This window comes from Clostridium sp. AM34-11AC, from assembly GCF_003435375.1.
GTDB lineage: Bacteria > Bacillota > Clostridia > Lachnospirales > Lachnospiraceae > Pilosibacter > Pilosibacter fragilis.
This window is the reverse complement of record NZ_QWGL01000017.1, coordinates 1-16,071: the sequence shown is the minus strand read 5'-3', so window position 1 is coordinate 16,071 and position 16,071 is coordinate 1. Positions and strand designations below refer to the sequence as shown.

Annotated in this window: 14 protein-coding genes; 5 read left to right on the top strand and 9 right to left on the bottom strand. The window is 49.1% G+C overall.

Features of this window, described 5'->3' with window-relative positions:
• Positions 1–159 precede the first annotated feature (159 nt).
• The 3 genes from DW826_RS10940 (at position 160) to DW826_RS10930 (ending at position 4,649) form a co-directional block, all read left to right on the top strand.
• Entirely contained in the window at positions 160–1,770 is a 1,611-nt protein-coding gene (locus DW826_RS10940) for a gamma-glutamyltransferase family protein (RefSeq protein ID WP_117552725.1), read from the top strand.
• A gap of 231 nt (positions 1,771–2,001) precedes the next feature.
• Positions 2,002–3,177, top strand: a complete 1,176-nt coding sequence (locus tag DW826_RS10935; RefSeq protein ID WP_117470029.1) for a malic enzyme-like NAD(P)-binding protein — start codon at positions 2,002–2,004, stop codon at positions 3,175–3,177.
• An 89-nt stretch (positions 3,178–3,266) separates the two neighbouring features.
• Positions 3,267–4,649 carry a DUF6128 domain-containing protein gene (locus DW826_RS10930; protein WP_117504800.1) on the top strand — a complete coding sequence of 461 codons (1,383 nt, stop codon included), beginning with the start codon at positions 3,267–3,269 and terminating at the stop codon, positions 4,647–4,649.
• Here DW826_RS10930 and DW826_RS10925 read toward each other — a convergent pair.
• From DW826_RS10925 to DW826_RS10890, 8 genes are all read right to left on the bottom strand, one after another.
• Positions 4,636–5,205: a chromate transporter gene (locus tag DW826_RS10925; RefSeq protein WP_117470001.1), complete on the bottom strand. Its 570-nt coding sequence runs from the start codon at positions 5,203–5,205 to the stop codon at positions 4,636–4,638. The two genes, DW826_RS10930 and DW826_RS10925, sit on opposite strands and share 14 nt — an antisense overlap.
• Positions 5,202–5,768, bottom strand: coding sequence for a chromate transporter (locus DW826_RS10920; protein WP_117483933.1), 567 nt, complete (start codon positions 5,766–5,768; stop codon positions 5,202–5,204). Before DW826_RS10920 ends, DW826_RS10925 begins: the two co-directional genes overlap by 4 nt.
• Positions 5,769–5,779: 11 nt before the next feature.
• Positions 5,780–6,883 (bottom strand): radical SAM protein, encoded by a 1,104-nt coding sequence (locus DW826_RS10915; RefSeq protein WP_117483934.1) that lies wholly within the window; start codon positions 6,881–6,883, stop codon positions 5,780–5,782.
• A 44-nt stretch (positions 6,884–6,927) separates the two neighbouring features.
• The gene (locus DW826_RS10910; protein ID WP_021903973.1) at positions 6,928–8,046 is read right to left on the bottom strand and encodes a GntR family transcriptional regulator; all 1,119 of its coding nucleotides are present in this window, start codon (positions 8,044–8,046) and stop codon (positions 6,928–6,930) included.
• 83 nt (positions 8,047–8,129) lie between these two features.
• Positions 8,130–9,488: a sulfatase-like hydrolase/transferase gene (locus DW826_RS10905; protein ID WP_117470004.1), complete on the bottom strand. Its 1,359-nt coding sequence runs from the start codon at positions 9,486–9,488 to the stop codon at positions 8,130–8,132.
• 2 nt (positions 9,489–9,490) lie between these two features.
• Positions 9,491–10,987: a tripartite tricarboxylate transporter permease gene (locus DW826_RS10900; RefSeq protein ID WP_021903975.1), complete on the bottom strand. Its 1,497-nt coding sequence runs from the start codon at positions 10,985–10,987 to the stop codon at positions 9,491–9,493.
• A gap of 16 nt (positions 10,988–11,003) precedes the next feature.
• Positions 11,004–11,504, bottom strand: a complete 501-nt coding sequence (locus DW826_RS10895) for a tripartite tricarboxylate transporter TctB family protein (protein WP_117504793.1) — start codon at positions 11,502–11,504, stop codon at positions 11,004–11,006.
• A gap of 99 nt (positions 11,505–11,603) precedes the next feature.
• Positions 11,604–12,566, bottom strand: coding sequence for a hypothetical protein (locus tag DW826_RS10890; RefSeq protein WP_117470006.1), 963 nt, complete (start codon positions 12,564–12,566; stop codon positions 11,604–11,606).
• A 300-nt stretch (positions 12,567–12,866) separates the two neighbouring features.
• On the opposite strand from DW826_RS10890, the gene tadA reads away from it, so the two are divergent.
• Entirely contained in the window at positions 12,867–13,400 is a 534-nt protein-coding gene (gene tadA / locus DW826_RS10885) for a tRNA adenosine(34) deaminase TadA (protein WP_242994090.1), read from the top strand.
• A gap of 364 nt (positions 13,401–13,764) precedes the next feature.
• On the opposite strand, the gene DW826_RS10880 is transcribed toward tadA, so the two are convergent.
• Positions 13,765–14,616 (bottom strand): YitT family protein, encoded by an 852-nt coding sequence (locus DW826_RS10880; RefSeq protein ID WP_015554023.1) that lies wholly within the window; start codon positions 14,614–14,616, stop codon positions 13,765–13,767.
• A 302-nt stretch (positions 14,617–14,918) separates the two neighbouring features.
• Here DW826_RS10880 and DW826_RS10875 point away from each other — a divergent pair, with 302 nt between their 5' ends.
• On the top strand, positions 14,919–15,719 hold the full coding sequence (locus DW826_RS10875) for a hypothetical protein (protein WP_117552723.1): 801 nt from the start codon (positions 14,919–14,921) through the stop codon (positions 15,717–15,719).
• Positions 15,720–16,071: the final 352 nt, after the last annotated feature.

The window sequence follows — 16,071 nt, the reverse complement described above, 5'->3', positions numbered from 1 at the left end:
TGCCTGTGACATGAAAATATGTTGGGGCACATTATCTTTTTACAGATTGACATTTAATACGTTAAAGTGGTACGATTTCGACATATAGATCTATAATCCACGCAGTTGGAACAGGCGATGACCTGTTTGCAGAAAATAATAGACCTGGAGGAGAAAACTATGCTGAAATTTGACACGCTGAAAAACGATTATCCATCGCGAAGAAGTGTGATCTACGGACGAAAAGGTATGGTCTGCACGAGCCAGCCGCTGGCGGCACAAGCGGGGCTTGATATCATAAAACAGGGAGGAAATGCCATTGACGCGGCGATCGCCACAGCGGCCTGTATGACCGTGCTGGAGCCGACCTCCAACGGGATCGGAAGCGATGCCTTTGCCCTGGTCTGGACGAAAGGGGAGCTTCACGGCCTCAATGCCAGTGGAAGAGCGCCCATGGCGATCACGGCAGAGAAGGTAAAAAAGCAGGGATACACCGCGATGCCGAAGCGTGGCTGGATTCCGGTGATGGTCCCAGGTGCTCCTTCGGCCTGGGCAGAGCTCTCGGAAAAGTTTGGAAGACTGACGCTTGAGAAGGTGATGGAGCCGGCAGTTACATACGCGAGAGAGGGATATCCGGTGAGTCCGGTGATCTCAAAGCTTTGGAACAATGCATACAAGGAATTTTCCGGGACACTCAAGGACGAGTGCTTTAAGCCCTGGTTCGACACGTTCGCCTGGGACGGACATGCCCCACAGCCGGGAGAGATTTGGAAATCGGAAGCTCATGCGAAGACGTTAGAAAAGATCGCGAAAACTCACGCAAAGGCGTTCTATCAGGGAGAACTTGGGGATCAGATCGACGCATATTCGAGAAAGACCGGCGGTTATCTCCGAAAATCGGACTTGGAGAACTACTGGTGTGAGTGGGTAAAGCCGATCCATGTCAATTACCGGGGATATGATATCTGCGAGATCCCGCCGAACGGGGACGGAATCATCGCGCTGATGGCGTTAAATATCCTGAAGGGATATTCCTTCACGGACCGAAGCTGTGTGGACACGGTGCACAAGCAGCTGGAGGCGATGAAGCTGGCATTCGCGGACGGCAACCGGTATGTGGCGGATCCGGAGTATATGCGCGCGCCGGTGGAGACGCTTCTGTCGGATGAATACGCGGCAGAGCGGAGATCCCTGATCGGGGAAATGGCGCAAGATCCGGAGCCAGGCGATCCGTTCCGCGGCGGAACGATCTATCTCTGCACGGCGGATGGGGAAGGAAACATGGTCTCCTACATCCAGAGCAACTATATGGGATTTGGCTCCGGCATCGTGATCCCGGGGACAGGAATCGCGCTGCAGAACCGCGGGGCAAATTTTACTCTGGACGCGGACATGGAAAACCGCCTGGGACCGGGAAAGAAGTCCCTTCACACGATCATTCCGGGATTTCTGATGAAGGATGGAAAAGCTGTGGGGCCGTTCGGCGTCATGGGTGGTTTCATGCAGCCCCAGGGACATGTGCAGGTAATCATGAACACGCTGGATTTCATGATGAATCCGCAAGAGACTTTAGATGTGCCCAGATGGCAGTGGGTCGGCGGAAAGAAGATCCAGGTGGAGAAAACATTCCCGGCGGAGATCGTGGAAGAACTGAAGCGCCGCGGACATGAGATGGAAGTTCTGGAGAGTTCCCTGACCTTTGGCCGTGGACAGATCATCTGGCGGGATGAGAACGGCGTGCTCTGTGGGGCGACGGAGCCGCGGGCGGACGGTGCGGTGGCGGTGTGGTAATACAGCATCTCTGCCAAGAAAGAGCGAGTGGGAAAACACAGTAAAAAGCAGTTTCCTTTTTAAAGTGATTGTGGTAAACTCGAAATTAAGCAGATAAAGAACTGTTAGGAAAAGATGCATTGAAATAGCATGAAAGAATATGGCTGTCAGAAATGGCAAAATGTAAGCCATTCTGGATATGAAACGGGAAGACAGTTCAGCAACGAAAACGAATTCGCAGGAGGAAGCGCAATGAATTTCAATGAAGCAGCGTTAAAGCTCCATGAGGAACATCATGGAAAGATCGAAGTTGTCAGCAAGGTTCCGGTAAAGACGAGAGATGACTTAAGCACAGCCTATACACCAGGCGTTGCGGAGCCGTGCAGAAAGATCCATGATAATAAGAAAGACGTTTACAAATACACCGCAAAGGGCAATCTGGTAGCGGTTGTCTCCGACGGAACCGCAGTTTTAGGCCTCGGAAACATCGGACCGGAAGCTGCTATGCCGGTTATGGAGGGAAAGGCAGTCCTCTTTAAAGAGTTCGGCGGCGTTGACGCGTTCCCGATCTGCCTTGACACCACAGACACAGAAGAGATCATCAAAGCAGTAAAATACATCGCTCCGTGCTTCGGCGGAATCAACCTGGAAGACATTGCTTCCCCGAAGTGCTTCGAGGTAGAGGCGCGCCTGGAGAAAGAGCTCGATATCCCGGTATTCCACGATGACCAGCACGGTACCGCTGTTGTCGTTACGGCAGCCCTCTTAAATGCATTAAAAGTTGTCGGAAAGAAGATCGATGAGATCCATGTCGTATTAAACGGACCGGGATCTGCCGGAACCGCGATCATCAAGATGTTGCTTGCGACAGGCGTAAAGAACATCATCGCATGTGATGAGAACGGAATCCTCTACAAAGACCGCGGAGTCGGCATTAAAGATCACAAGAAGATGCTCTGCGATATCACAAACCTTGAGGATAAGCGCGGAACACTGGCTGATGCCCTCGTCGGTGCGGACGTATTTATCGGTGTGTCCGTAGCAGGCGCACTGAAACCGGAAATGATCAAAACAATGGCGAAGGATCCGATCGTATTCGCAATGGCAAACCCGAACCCGGAGATCATGTACGATGAGGCGATGGCAGCAGGTGTAAAGGTTATGGGAACCGGCCGCTCCGATTTTCCAAACCAGATCAACAACGTCCTCGCGTTCCCGGGAATCTTCCGCGGCGCGTTAGACTGCGGCGCAAGAGACATCAACTATGATATGAAAGTAGCTGCAGCCCAGGCCATCGCAGAACTCGTAACACCGGATAAACTCTCCGCAGAGTACATTATCCCAGGTGCCCTCGAAGAAGGCGTTGCGGAGCATGTCGCAAAGCGTGTGGCTGAGGCGGCTGTGAAGTCCGGCGCGATCCGTAAGTAATAAAAAATATCAAATACTAAATTTCATAGAATGATCATGAAGAATACTCCTTCCGCATATACATAAGTGCAGAAGGAGTGTTTTTGATTATGGCAGATTATCGCAGACTGATTTCTTATATTTACGAGTACGAAGGAAAACAAAAAGGAAAAAATGTGGGATTCGCGAAGCTGGAGGCGCGGAACGGGCAGTGCAGGATCAATGTGAACGTGAAGCGGATCTATATGGGCGGAAACGCCATCGGAGTGTACCTTTTGGGGACAGGCGGTCGCGAGACATTTCTAGGGAATGTGTTCGTGCGGGGCGGAAACGGGGAATTCCGTGCGAATGTGGACACGAAGAACGTGGAAGGAACAGGAACAGGTCTTGATACATATTTCGGACTCTCGGTCCATGACGTGAAAAATTCCTGGCGGTGCTACAAGACGATCTGGGAGGACGCGCTGGCAGCAGAAGAGGGAAATACCGGGGAGAATCCAGTTCTTTCTGTGCCGAAATTTACTGCGGAGATGTTGCCGGAAGCAGAAAAAGAGATGACACCGCAGGCAGTCTCAAAAGTAGTAAAAGAGATCGAGGCCGAGATCGCCAAAGAGGAGGAACGCCGGGAACAGGAGGAAAAGACTGCGCATGCGGCGGAGCTGCGGGATGAAGCGCAGGAGACGGAAGAAGCTTCATCGGCACAGGGTGAGACAACGGTGCAGGATGATGCAGAAAAGGATGAGAAGCCGAAGCAGGAAGAGAATAGTGAAGAGCATGGGATGGTATACCTGTCGGAGGAAACCGAAGAGATCGACCAGGCAGAGGAAAAGACAGATCGGGCAGAAATAACAGAACAACCAGAAGAATCGCGTCAGGATCCGATGCGGTCGATGAAGAATGCAACGCAAAATCCTGTGGGTGGGCAGCCGGTAATGTCCAAGTCTGCTTCATCAGCGGAGACTCAAACTCAGATAACTGCCCCTGCATCGGCTGCACCATGTCCCTCCCGGCCGCAAAACAGCCAGACAGCGCGGACAAATGCCGCCCCAGCCCCCATGGTCTCCCCGGAACTCGAAAATCCGGAAGTCCTGCGCTATTTACAGGAGACAGAGGATCTGGCAGCGGATCCGGAAAAACTCTGGGAAGAACTAAAAAAATCATACCCGAAGATCCAGCCATTCGAGTATGAGGACGGATGCGATATCTTAACGATCCGCCCCCAGGACATCGGAAAACTTCCGCGGGAGTGCTGGATCCACGGAAACAACAGCTTTCTTCTCCACGGTTACTACAATTTCCGCTACCTGATCCTCGTAAAACTCGGCGGAAACAAAAAGAAAGCCCGATACCTCTTAGGGGTTCCGGGCCACTATTACAGCAGTGAAAAATATATGGCAACGATGTTCGGCTTCCCGAATTTCGTCCTCTCCAGACGCCAGCCCGTGGGAGACGGACGGTTTGGGTACTGGTATACGGACCTTAGAATACGTTGACGATCAGGGAAACGACGGTCTTTATGACTCCGGCCAGCACCATCACCCAGATCGGGTTCATTTTAAACTTCTGAAGCAGGACAACGCAGACAGCGAAGATCACAACAAGAAGCCAGTTTGTGTTCGCGAGGGCGACCGCTGCCTGACTGCCCCAGAACGCGGTGATGAGGATCGAGATCCCGGCAGAGGCGATCAAAGCGACGACCGCGGGACGCAGGGAGTTTAAGATCCCCTGTAAGAGTGCCAGATTTCTGTATTTTAAGTATAGTCTGGCGATACAGGTCACGATGATGCAGGACGGCAGGATGCATCCGAAGGTGGCCGCGAGGGCGCCCCCGGTTCCCGCAATCTTTGTTCCGACAAAGGTTGCGGAATTGATGGCGATGGGTCCCGGTGTCATCTGGGAGATCGTGATCAGATCCGTGAATTCCTCCATCGAAAGCCAGTGATGGGCAGTCACGACCTGTCCCTGGATCAGCGGCATTGCCGCATACCCGCCGCCGAAGCTGAACATGCCGATCTGCAGAAAACTCAAGAAAAGCTGTAGATAGATCATTTTTGTGCTCTCCTTTCCGCCGCAAGTGTCCGCAGCGCGCCGATCAGCCCGCAGGCGATGACAACGAAGACGACGTTGACATGAAAAACGCAGGAAGCAAGAAAAGCGGCAGCCATGATGCACATGGAGACGGCATTCTTCCCGTGGACAATTCCCGCCCCCATCTCATATGTCACAGAGGCGATCACAGCCCCGACACCGGCCTGCATGCCGGAAAGCATCTGGCTGACGATAAAGTTGTCACGGAACGCGTTGTAGCAGACCGAGATCAGGGAGATAACGAGGAACGGAGGGATGATCGTGCCGATGATCGCTGTGACCACGCCGGTCATCCCGGCCAGTTTATAACCGACCACGATCGCCCCATTGACGGCGATTGGCCCCGGAGCTGACTGCGCGATCGCAACAAGGTCCAGCATCTCGTTCTCCTCGATCCAGTGGTATTCATCTACAAATTTTTTCTTCATCAAGGTCACGATCACATATCCCCCGCCGAACGTAAAAGCGCTGAGATACAGGGTCGAGACGAAAAGCTTCATAAGAATTTTCTTTCTATTTTCCATAATCCTTCCTTTTAGCCGGGTATTCCGGCAGCAATCTGCATGAGCGGGCGGAGCGCGTGGTCCAGGAACGCCTGATAACCACAGAATGTATCACCAGGCATACATGCAGTTTCCCGCTGCATGCGTTTACATCCGCCGCCACAAAATTTTCGATACTGACAGGCGGAACATAATTCCGGAAGCAGATCTCTGACCTTACATGGAGACACTGCGGACTTTTCATAGATCGTCCGCAGAGAGTCAGAAACCAGGCTGCCGAGCCGGAACTGGTCGAGACAGTAGAAATCGCAGGGATAAGCGCTTCCGTCCGCTTCCACGACGATCTGGGGCTGGCAGTACCCGCTGATTCCGCAGGAAGTCACGAGCCCCTTTGCAAGCAACTGAAGAAGATCGTCAAATAGCTTGATGCTCCGGTAATTTCCCGTGGCGAAATCCCGGTACCAGAGATCAAAAAGATCAGAATAAAAGTGAAAAAAGCGTTCCGGGGTCAGGGCATATGCGGAAGAGCCGGGAGAATTGAGATCTCCAAGGCAGGGGGTAAACTGGATATAAGACAGATCCAGCTTTTTGATTTGTGCCCAGACCTTCGCGGGATGTCTTGCTGTCTGCCGCGTCAAGGTGCAGAGCACGTTATGCTCGATGTGATATTTCTTCAACAGGGAGATGGAACGAAGAACCTGTTCGTACGTTCCCTGTCCGGCTGTGTCGACCCGGACCGCGTCGTGGCTTTCCGGGAGAATATCCAGGGAGATTCCGATGAGAAACCCGTATTTGGCAAGAAACTTGCACCAGTCATCATCCAGAAGAATTCCGTTGGTCTGAAGGGTATAGTTTATATGGATATTTCGTTTTTTTCCCGCAATATACTGTACCAGATTCCGGTAAAAAGGAAGTCCCGCAAGCATCGGTTCACCGCCCTGAAATGACAGTGTTAGATAGTCCCCATCATCAAGATCTATAAATATATGATCCATGACAGCGGTCATTGCGGACTCTTTCATGACTCCGAAAGAGGAAACCTCTCTGAGACTCGTAATATCCGCATAAAAACAGTATTTACAGCGTAGATTGCAGAGTGAAGATGCCGGTTTCAGCATGATGGTCAGGTGTTTCATGGTTTTGCTCTCCTCAAAAACATTTTCCTTTTGGGCTCATTATGTCATAATTTCCGGATGGAACGTCCCTCATAGATCCGCAGATCCATGAGATATGAGTATCCGTTTCCGCAGTATTCATGATTCTGAATCATCTTTAGCAGGCGTTTGCCAACCTGAATTCCCATATCATAACCCGGATGAATGGAACAGGTAATTCCACTGCGTTCCCAGTCTTGACCGGAATAGTCAAAGCAGACCAGAGAATAATCGTTTGGGACGGATTTACCGTTTTCCTGAAGAAAATGCAGGACAGACTGCAGGATCATGTAGTTGCAGCAGACAATGGCGGTACACTTCGGAAGTCCCTTTAAGAACTTGCCGATTTCCTTGTAGAATCCATCGGCATGGGCTTCGTTGGAAATACACCATTTGATGTAATCATCCTCGAATTTCAGTCCTGCGCTGCGGAGAGAGCCTACATAACCACGGAACTTTTCAATGCTCTGATAATTGTCGTAGACGAAGATCCCGGCAATTTTTTTGTGCCCCGCTCTGGTTAAAAGACCGATCAATTCTCTGGCGCATTTGTAGTCATTGTTAATCACGCGGGGATAATTTAATTCTTTATAGTAGTTGTTGTAAAAGATGACCGGGATCTTTTTCGCAAAGATGTTCCGATAGCAGTCAAGATTGGGATTTAAGAGACTTGCCTTTACCCCGTCCACAATAAACCCGTCGAATCCCTGATGTGCTACCACATCGAGACAGTTTCTCTCGTTGGAAAATTTATTGTCTGTAAAAAAGATCTGAAGATCTACGTCTGTGTCAGACATCACATCACGGATCCCATCGATCAGGCGGGAATTTGCGTGAGAGTCCTGCCCTTGAAGGATCAGTCCGATCTTATATTCAGCGTTTAAACTTCTGGCGGGTCCGGAAACGGCGGCATCTTTATTGATGTAGGTTCCACTTCCCTTGACACGGGTAACGAGATTTTCCTCGACGAGCCGTGCCATGGCGGCACGTACTGTTTCGCGGCTTACATCCAGTCTGCGGCAGAGTTCATTTTCAGATGGAAGCCTCTGGTTGGAAGAAAATTTATTTTCATCGATGTAAGCCCGAAGCCAGTTGTAAATTTTATCGGCCTTTTTCCGGCCTGGCTGTATACCAGAATCAAGCATATGGAGTCCCCCCTGACAAAAATCCGGCAAAACACACTGACAGCATGTCCTGCCGGATGATACATCCCAGTTGTTTTGCGGCATTACGCCTGATCAACGATTACTGGCCGCGTATGCTCCGCTTTTTCGATCCATGCGAGCAGCTTCTCTCTCATTTTCAGACGAACAGAGTCATAAGCATGGTCATGGATCAGATTTGTAAGTTCATATGGATCCTTTTTCAGATCGTAGAGAAAATCGTCTGCGTAGAGGTCTGCGGACGCGTATTCCCCGCCGTTCTTTCCCGGCGCATATACCGCGTACATGTAGTCCTCGGTGCGAATCGAACGGCCGACACGGCTTTCGGAGATCTGTGAATAAACTTCGTTAGCTCTATTATCGGTCTTTCCCTGAACTACGTCAAGAAGATTCTCACCGATCATGGCATCGCCGACATCGACCCCGGCGATGGCTAAGATCGTTTTTGGAAGACTTTCCGTGCTGACGAGTTCCGTGATTTCTTTTCCGCCTTTGAACGCACCGCCGGCGATCACGAGTGGGACATGGGTGGCGGCATCGTGACAGCTCCGCTTATAATCGTCATAGCCGTTTAAATGCTCATCGGTGTTTCTGGTCTTAAAGTGGGAACCATGATCGGAGGCAAAGATGATCACTGTATTATCGTAAAGTCCCTCTTCTTTCAGGCGATTTACAAGTCTCCCGAGATTTTCATCAAGACTTGCGCATTGACCGAGGTAATCAGGATATTCTTCGGCAGCATTTCCTTTTAAAGCGGCGAGATCGCCCGGAAGAACGAAATCCTTATATTTTTCTTTGGAACCGGCAGGTCCTTCGTAATGATTGTGGTCGTTCTGATGATGCGGTTCAATCTGGGAAACCGTCATGAAAAATGGTTTTTTCCGGTCATACTGATCAAAGAACTGAAGAGCCAGATCTGTGATGCAGTCTGGACGATAGCCCTTAAAATCGATCTGGTTATTGTTCTCATCAAACACATATCCATCATATCCGTGGGAGGTGAATTCCAGCACATCGGCCGCCCGCCAGAATCCGGTATATCCGCCGCGGAGTTCCTTCGGCACAGCGGTGATCGTGTGATCGATGGTCGGCGGTTTTTCAAGCTCACCGTCGCTTGCGAGATGCCATTTTCCGATGTAAGCTGTCTCGTAACCGGCTTCCTCGATATAATTCGCGAGAGTTTTTACGTTCTTCGGAAGCATGATATTGTTGCGGAAACAGCCTGTTTCTGTCGGATACTTTCCGGTCTGGAATAATGCCCGGCAGGGACCGCATACCGGCTGCGGGGAAAAGGCGTTGTCGAATTTTACACCGCCCGCAGCCAGTGTGTCGAGATTCGGAGTGATATCTAACGGCTGTCCAAAACAGCCGCAGGTATCTGCCCTCTGCTGGTCAGTAAAATAGAAGATGATGTTTTCTCTCATGGTTAAGCCCCTTTCTGAACGTTCCGGTCCCGTAATTTGCTTCGGATGATCATTGCTACAGCGCCGATGATCAGGATGATAAATGCGATGCAGTATGGACTGCTGACAAAAATGGAAGGATTTCCTTCTGAGATCAGGAGTGCCCGGCGGAAGTTTGTTTCTGTCATGTTTCCGAGAACAAGACCGAGCAGGATCGGAACAGTCGGAAAATCGAGCTTATAGAGAAGCCACGCGATGACTGCGAACGTCAGGGTAACGGCAACGTCAAAGTAAGATTTATTGACAGAGTAAGCGCCTGCAAAGCAGAAGATCACGATGATCGGAGTCAGGATCTCCTGCGGGATCGATACGACTTTGGCAAAAAGCTTTGTCAGATATTTGCCCTGTAAAAGCATGAACAGGTTGACGAAGAGCAGTCCGAGCATGATGGCGTACATGATATCGCCCTGGGTCGTGAACAGGCTCAAACCAGGATTCAGTCCATTGATCATAAGCGCGGAAAGCATGATCGCGACACAGCCGTCGCCCGGGATACCGAGTGTAAGAAGCGGGATTAGTGTAGCGCCGGTAACCGCGTTGTTGGCGCTTTCTGCCGCTGCGATTCCCTCAACAGAGCCGTGACCGAATTCTTCTTTATGTCTGGACATATTTTTCGCTACATCATAGCTGAACCAGGATGCCATGGAAGCGCCGGTACCCGGAATGATTCCGATGATGACACCGATGATGGAAGAGAGCAGCGCCGGGCGGGCCATGCGCTTGTACTCGTCCTTTGTGATCTTTCCGTCATCCATGATCTTTGAGGTGTCAAGCTTCAGACGGTCCGGTTTTAACTCTGCCTTTTTCAGGATCTCGATCAGGGCAAAGAGACCGATGAGGCAGATCGCCAGATCAAGTCCGAGATAAAGTCTGGAAATTCCGAAGGTAAACCGGTCATAGCTTGTCTGCGGGTCAGCGCCGATGCAGGAGATAAATAAGCCCAGGCAGGCTGAGATGATCCCTTTGATCATGCTTTTACCGGAGATTCCGGCGATGATCGTGAGCCCAAAGACACAGACAAGGAAGTACTCGGCAGTTCCGATGTTTGCTGCGACCTTTGCAACCTGGGGAGCCAGAAATAAAAGAGTCAGTGCGGAGAAGATCCCGCCGAAGGTGGACGCGTAAAGGGCAATCTTCAACGCTGCCTTGGTACGGCCTTTTTCTGACATGGGATGACCATCCAGCATGGTGGTCGCCGCGTGGGGAGTACCCGGTGTATTGATCAGAATTGCAGATACACTGCCGCCGTATCCGCCGGCACAGTAGATTCCAAGAAGAAACATCATGCCGGGGATCGCCGTCATCTTGTAGGTAAACGGCAGGAACAGGATGATGCAGAGAATAACGGTCAGACCGGGAATCGCCGCGAAGACGGAACCGATGAAGACACCCAGATTGATCCAGATGAAATTCTCAACGGTAAACAGCATTTTCATAGCAGGGATGATATATTGGAGCATATTCTGTTCCTCCTTTCTAAAATTTTACGTTCAGACCGAAACGGAATGCCGCCCAGATGAGCACGGCCATTCCGATGGTGATCGCATAGTAGGACCGTTTTTTGCAGCGGAAATAGACAAGGAACGCAATGGAGCAGAAAATTGCTCCCAGAACAAACAGATCCGTGATCCGGCAGATGAAATAAGTGATAAAAAGGATCGTCAGGATCATGAGTGCCTTCACCTCAGTCAGAAGATTAAAGGTGCTGACCTGGACCGGCTGTTTTTTTGAAATTTTAATGATATTCTGGATGATGAGGACTGCACTGCAGATCATCATGAGTGAAAAAAGAAGCTTTGGGAAGACGCGCCCGTTTATGACATCATTTTCGGAAATCGGCACCTGAGATGGCAGCATGAAAAACAGGACAGCGCCCAGGAGAAAGAACAGGATGGATCCGGCGAGGTCGGTTGGGATCGAAATCTCTTTTTCCTTCATGCGTGTTGCGAGCTCATCTAATTTTTTCTCGTTAAACATAAGATTTTCTCCTTTCCGCGGAACGTGCCGCAGGATATCCGGCATCATAGAATAAAAGCGGGATGCCGCTTTTGCAGCATCCCGGTTTTGAAAAGTTACTTACTGGACAACCAGGTCTTTGTACTCATTTACGATATCCTGTACATTCTGGATATGTTCAAGAACCTGATCATTTGTCATCGTATCAACTTCAAGAAGCATCGTGTCGGAAAGCCACTCGGTAACGCTCTTATCTGCGAGAATCTTGTCATAGAGTTCTTTTAACTCGGCAACTTTCTTCGCGTCAGTACCTTTTCTCGCGAGGATCAGGCAGCGGTTTCTGAAGTATGGATAACCGTATTTGCCAACACCCTCAACTCCTGCGAACGGACCATCGGCAATGTCTTCACCGTCGAACGCGCACACGATGGTAACGCCGCCCTGCTGATAGGTTTCAAGGATCTGGGACTGGTGGGAGACTGCGAAGTTTGTCTCGCCCTTTGCAACTGCCTGTGCAGCCTCAGCAGCAGAGCTATAGGCAACGATCTTGATCTGGTCACCGTATCCCATTGAGCCGAATAATGCGGCTGCGAGGAATGCTTCAGAACCGGTTGCGCCGTTTGCGGCGATGGAGATCTGATTTCCTGTCTCCATGTATGTCTTCAAATCATCAATATTCTTGATATTGAGCTTGGAATCAGCAGACATAACGAAAACGGAAGAATACAGGTTTTCAACAAACTCGAAATCATCGTAAGTGAACTGCATCTTTGCCGGATCAAGAATGGAGGTGATGGAGAAAAGTCCCTCACCTGCGAAAACGAGTTCCGGATCGTTTGCTTTCGTTTCAGCAACCCAGCTATTTACCGTTGCCGCGTCACCCTTTACTGCGTCAGCGACGAGAATGATCTTATCAGAATAAGTATTTGAAAGACTTGCTGCCTTCTGGCTTACCATAGCAGCGACTCCGGAAGGAGCCCAGGGACATGTGACCGTCCATGTAACCGCCTTTTCCGAACATCCCACGAGTGACATAGCCACCGTCATAACGGCGAGACCGAGTGCTAATAATTTTTTCTTCATACTACCTCTCCTTTGTTAAAAATTGATGATTCATGAGTGCTTTTCTCGTATCTTGTGATACAAGATTAACATACTGGAAATGTGATTTTCAACAACTTTTGTCATTTTCTGGACAAAGTTGTATGTTTGTTGACGAATCAAACAGAAGCTGTAATCGAGATTGATATTTATTAGACATTCTGCACATGAAAAAGGGAGGAAGACCGGACATCGGGTGATTTTCTCTTGCCAGAACTCAAAAATACGGTAAAATAAGAGGCAGGAGTATTTGAAATGAATTTGGAGAAACGTATGAGAAAGATGACGATAGAAGAACACTATATGAAAGAAGCGATCCGTCAGGCGAAAAAGGCGGCTGCGCTTAAGGAAGTGCCCATCGGCTGCGTGATCGTCTATGACGGAAGGATCATCGCGAGAGGATATAACCGCCGGACGGTAGATAAAAACGTACTGGCCCACGCGGAGATCATCGCGATGCGGAAGGCCTGCCGCATTCTCGGCGATTGGAGACTAGAGGACTGTACGATGTACGTGACCTTGGAGCCATGTCCGATGTGTGCCGGAGCCATCGTTCAGGCGAGAATTCCGAAGGTGGTGATCGGCTGCATGAACCCAAAAGCCGGTTGTGCCGGATCCGTGCTCGACATGCTCCACGAGGACGGATTCAACCACCAGGTGGAGACAGAAGTGGGGCTGCTGGGAGATGAATGCTCGCAGATGCTGAAGGATTTCTTTAAAGCGCTGCGGGAAGAAGGAAAGCGGAAGAAGCTGGAACAGGTGCAGAAAGAAGCAAATAAAGAAGAAGCTGAAGACAAGCAGGGTCTTAATTCTTAAATAATATTTGGAGTGCTTGCGTTTATCAAAACCATGACAGCCCACAACAGCAAATTCATATAACAATGAAATTACGGAAGAAAAATAAAATAAGTGTAACTATTCAGTACCTTCATAGTTACGTGCAAAAATCCATTCCAGATCAGCTTCGCTGATGGGATTTTTGCCTTCCAGCCTATGTTTTCTTACGGTCAGCGCAGCAAGTGCGCAGACCTACTGAACAGTTACAAATAAGTTTACATAACAAAACCACCAACAGAAATGAATCTGTGAGGTGGTTTTGTCTATGCAGACGATTATTCAAAATCAAATTGATTCAAAAAGACGATAGAAGTGTCCAAGGCCAAAAAGAGTGCTGATTCTATCACGCACTGATCTTCTTCGGCCGGTACCGGATATCCGAAACTTTATACACCGTGATAAATGCCCCCGGATCACTGGAACTGATATAGTTCATGAGTGCCTGATACTCACGCTTGTCCACGATCGTAATGATCTCATTGTGTTTCTCAAAATTATACGCACCGATCGCTTCATAGATCGTTGCGCCGCTGTGCAGATTGTTAATAATGAACTCGCGGAGTTCTTCCTCTTTCTTCGTGATAATGCAGACACGTCTCTTGACATTCTGGTCAAAAATAAAGTAATCGAGGACGATTCCGTTCACATATGTACCGAGCACACTGAGCACGACGGTCTTCTTGTCATAAACGAACGCGGAAGAAAGCGCCACGCACATGCCGGAGAGAGACATTGCCTTTCCGAGATCCACATGCAGGTACTTGTTCATGATCTTTGCAACGATGTCCAGTCCACCGGATGATGCATTCATGTTAAAGAGCATCGCGAGACCGATGCTGACTACCAGCACATAGCAGACCGCATCCAGCTCCTGACTTCCGGTGAGGGACGTAAAATCCGGGAAGATTTTCTCGAAAATACCTAAGAAGACCGGCAACATGACACTCGTGTATACAGTTTTTGCGCCGAACTCCTTACCGCAGAAAATAAATCCGATGATCAGCAGGAGGATGTTGAGCGCCATCGTGATCACAGAAAGCGGAAGCGGGATAAAGTGGGTCAGAATAATTCCGAGACCGGAAATACTGCTGATCGATGTGTGGCTTGGTACCAGAAAAAAGAAAACCGCTATGGCTGTGATTGCGTCAGCCAGGGTCATGACAAAAATTTCTTTGATCAATCCCTTGTTGTTCATAATACAGAACCCTTTCCCATTTGTGATTTGGTGATCTGCTGTGAGCATTATGCGTTATGTCTTTCCCACAGCTATAATTTTCGGTTCAAGTATATACTGGATGTACATGAAGTGCAAGAACATGTAGTGAAGTGTGACCATGTTAAAAGGCTGTTGTAAGACGGGAAGAAAATAGACAGGAAATGTTAAGGGAATTTATATATGGGAGTAAAAAGTATATGGTAATATAAACCATATAATCAGCTGGGGAACAAGCGGTTCTGCCCGATAACACGACGAGTAAAATAAAAGGTGGGGAAACAATGAATAATAAAAAGAAAATTTTGGCGGCAGCAGGCATCCTGATTCTCTCAGGAGCTACCGCGATGGCATTTTATATATGGAAGAAAAATAAAACTCAGGTGGTGACATCAGTAGGCATTATCGGCGGTGCGGACGGACCGACATCGATTTTTCTCGCCGGTAAACTTGACAATTCCGCCGATGAAGGAACAAAAGCCGCAATTTTGGACCTCGAGACCGCAAAAAAACAGCCCTATGGTCAGGTAGTGGAGCTCGACTATGTGAGTATCGACAGGATCTCCCTCCACGGTTCCTTCGGATACATTGCTTTCGACATAAATGGCTCCGATGATTCTGCGACAATGGAGCCGGTGGCAGCCTACACCCTGGAAGAGGCTGGTCCCATCGTGACACAGGGCGATGAGTATACGGAAGTTCTCGGAAGCGCGGATGGCTGCGTGGTGGCACCGAAGGCGTATATGAAGGAAAAGAATCCGATGTACCTCTACTCCAACACCTATGGAGATGTGACGGAGCTTCCGGAAAAAGTCTGCAAGATCCTCAGAGAGAATAAAGAAAACGGCAGCTTCAAGGATGCATATCTGACGGACGACCGTCTGAATCAGATGGCATCGGATATCTACAACGAATATGGCAGCACACTGCTATACGGCCCGGTGGCGATCCCGGAGTTTGACAGCGAGGTCTACGGCTTCCTGGCAGCGGACGGTGACAATCTGGAGGACATCTGGTACGGAATCTGGCATGCGCCGCTGGAGGACCAGACATTCCCAATCACAAAGATAACACTGTTTGATTAAAAATAGATATTTTATATTTAACAAGAATCAGCAAGAATTCTCCCACCTCTATAGGTGGTGAGATGAATTGCCATCTCTTGCATAGTGCCATAGTTGGTATGTAGATATCAGATTATTGCACATAGCTGTGTTGTGTATTGTAAACTTCTCATATATTGATTTTTATAGTCGTGCTATATCATCAATCCTGCATACAATGAATAAGCCTGAAGGAAAAATAGATTGCAGATCAAGCAGAACAAATGTTCTAGAATGTAATAGACAAATGATCTCATTTGTGATATAATTAAATCAGTCGAAATAGAAAGAAAGGCTGATAAATATGAGAGAACTTGACAATAATGCACATTCA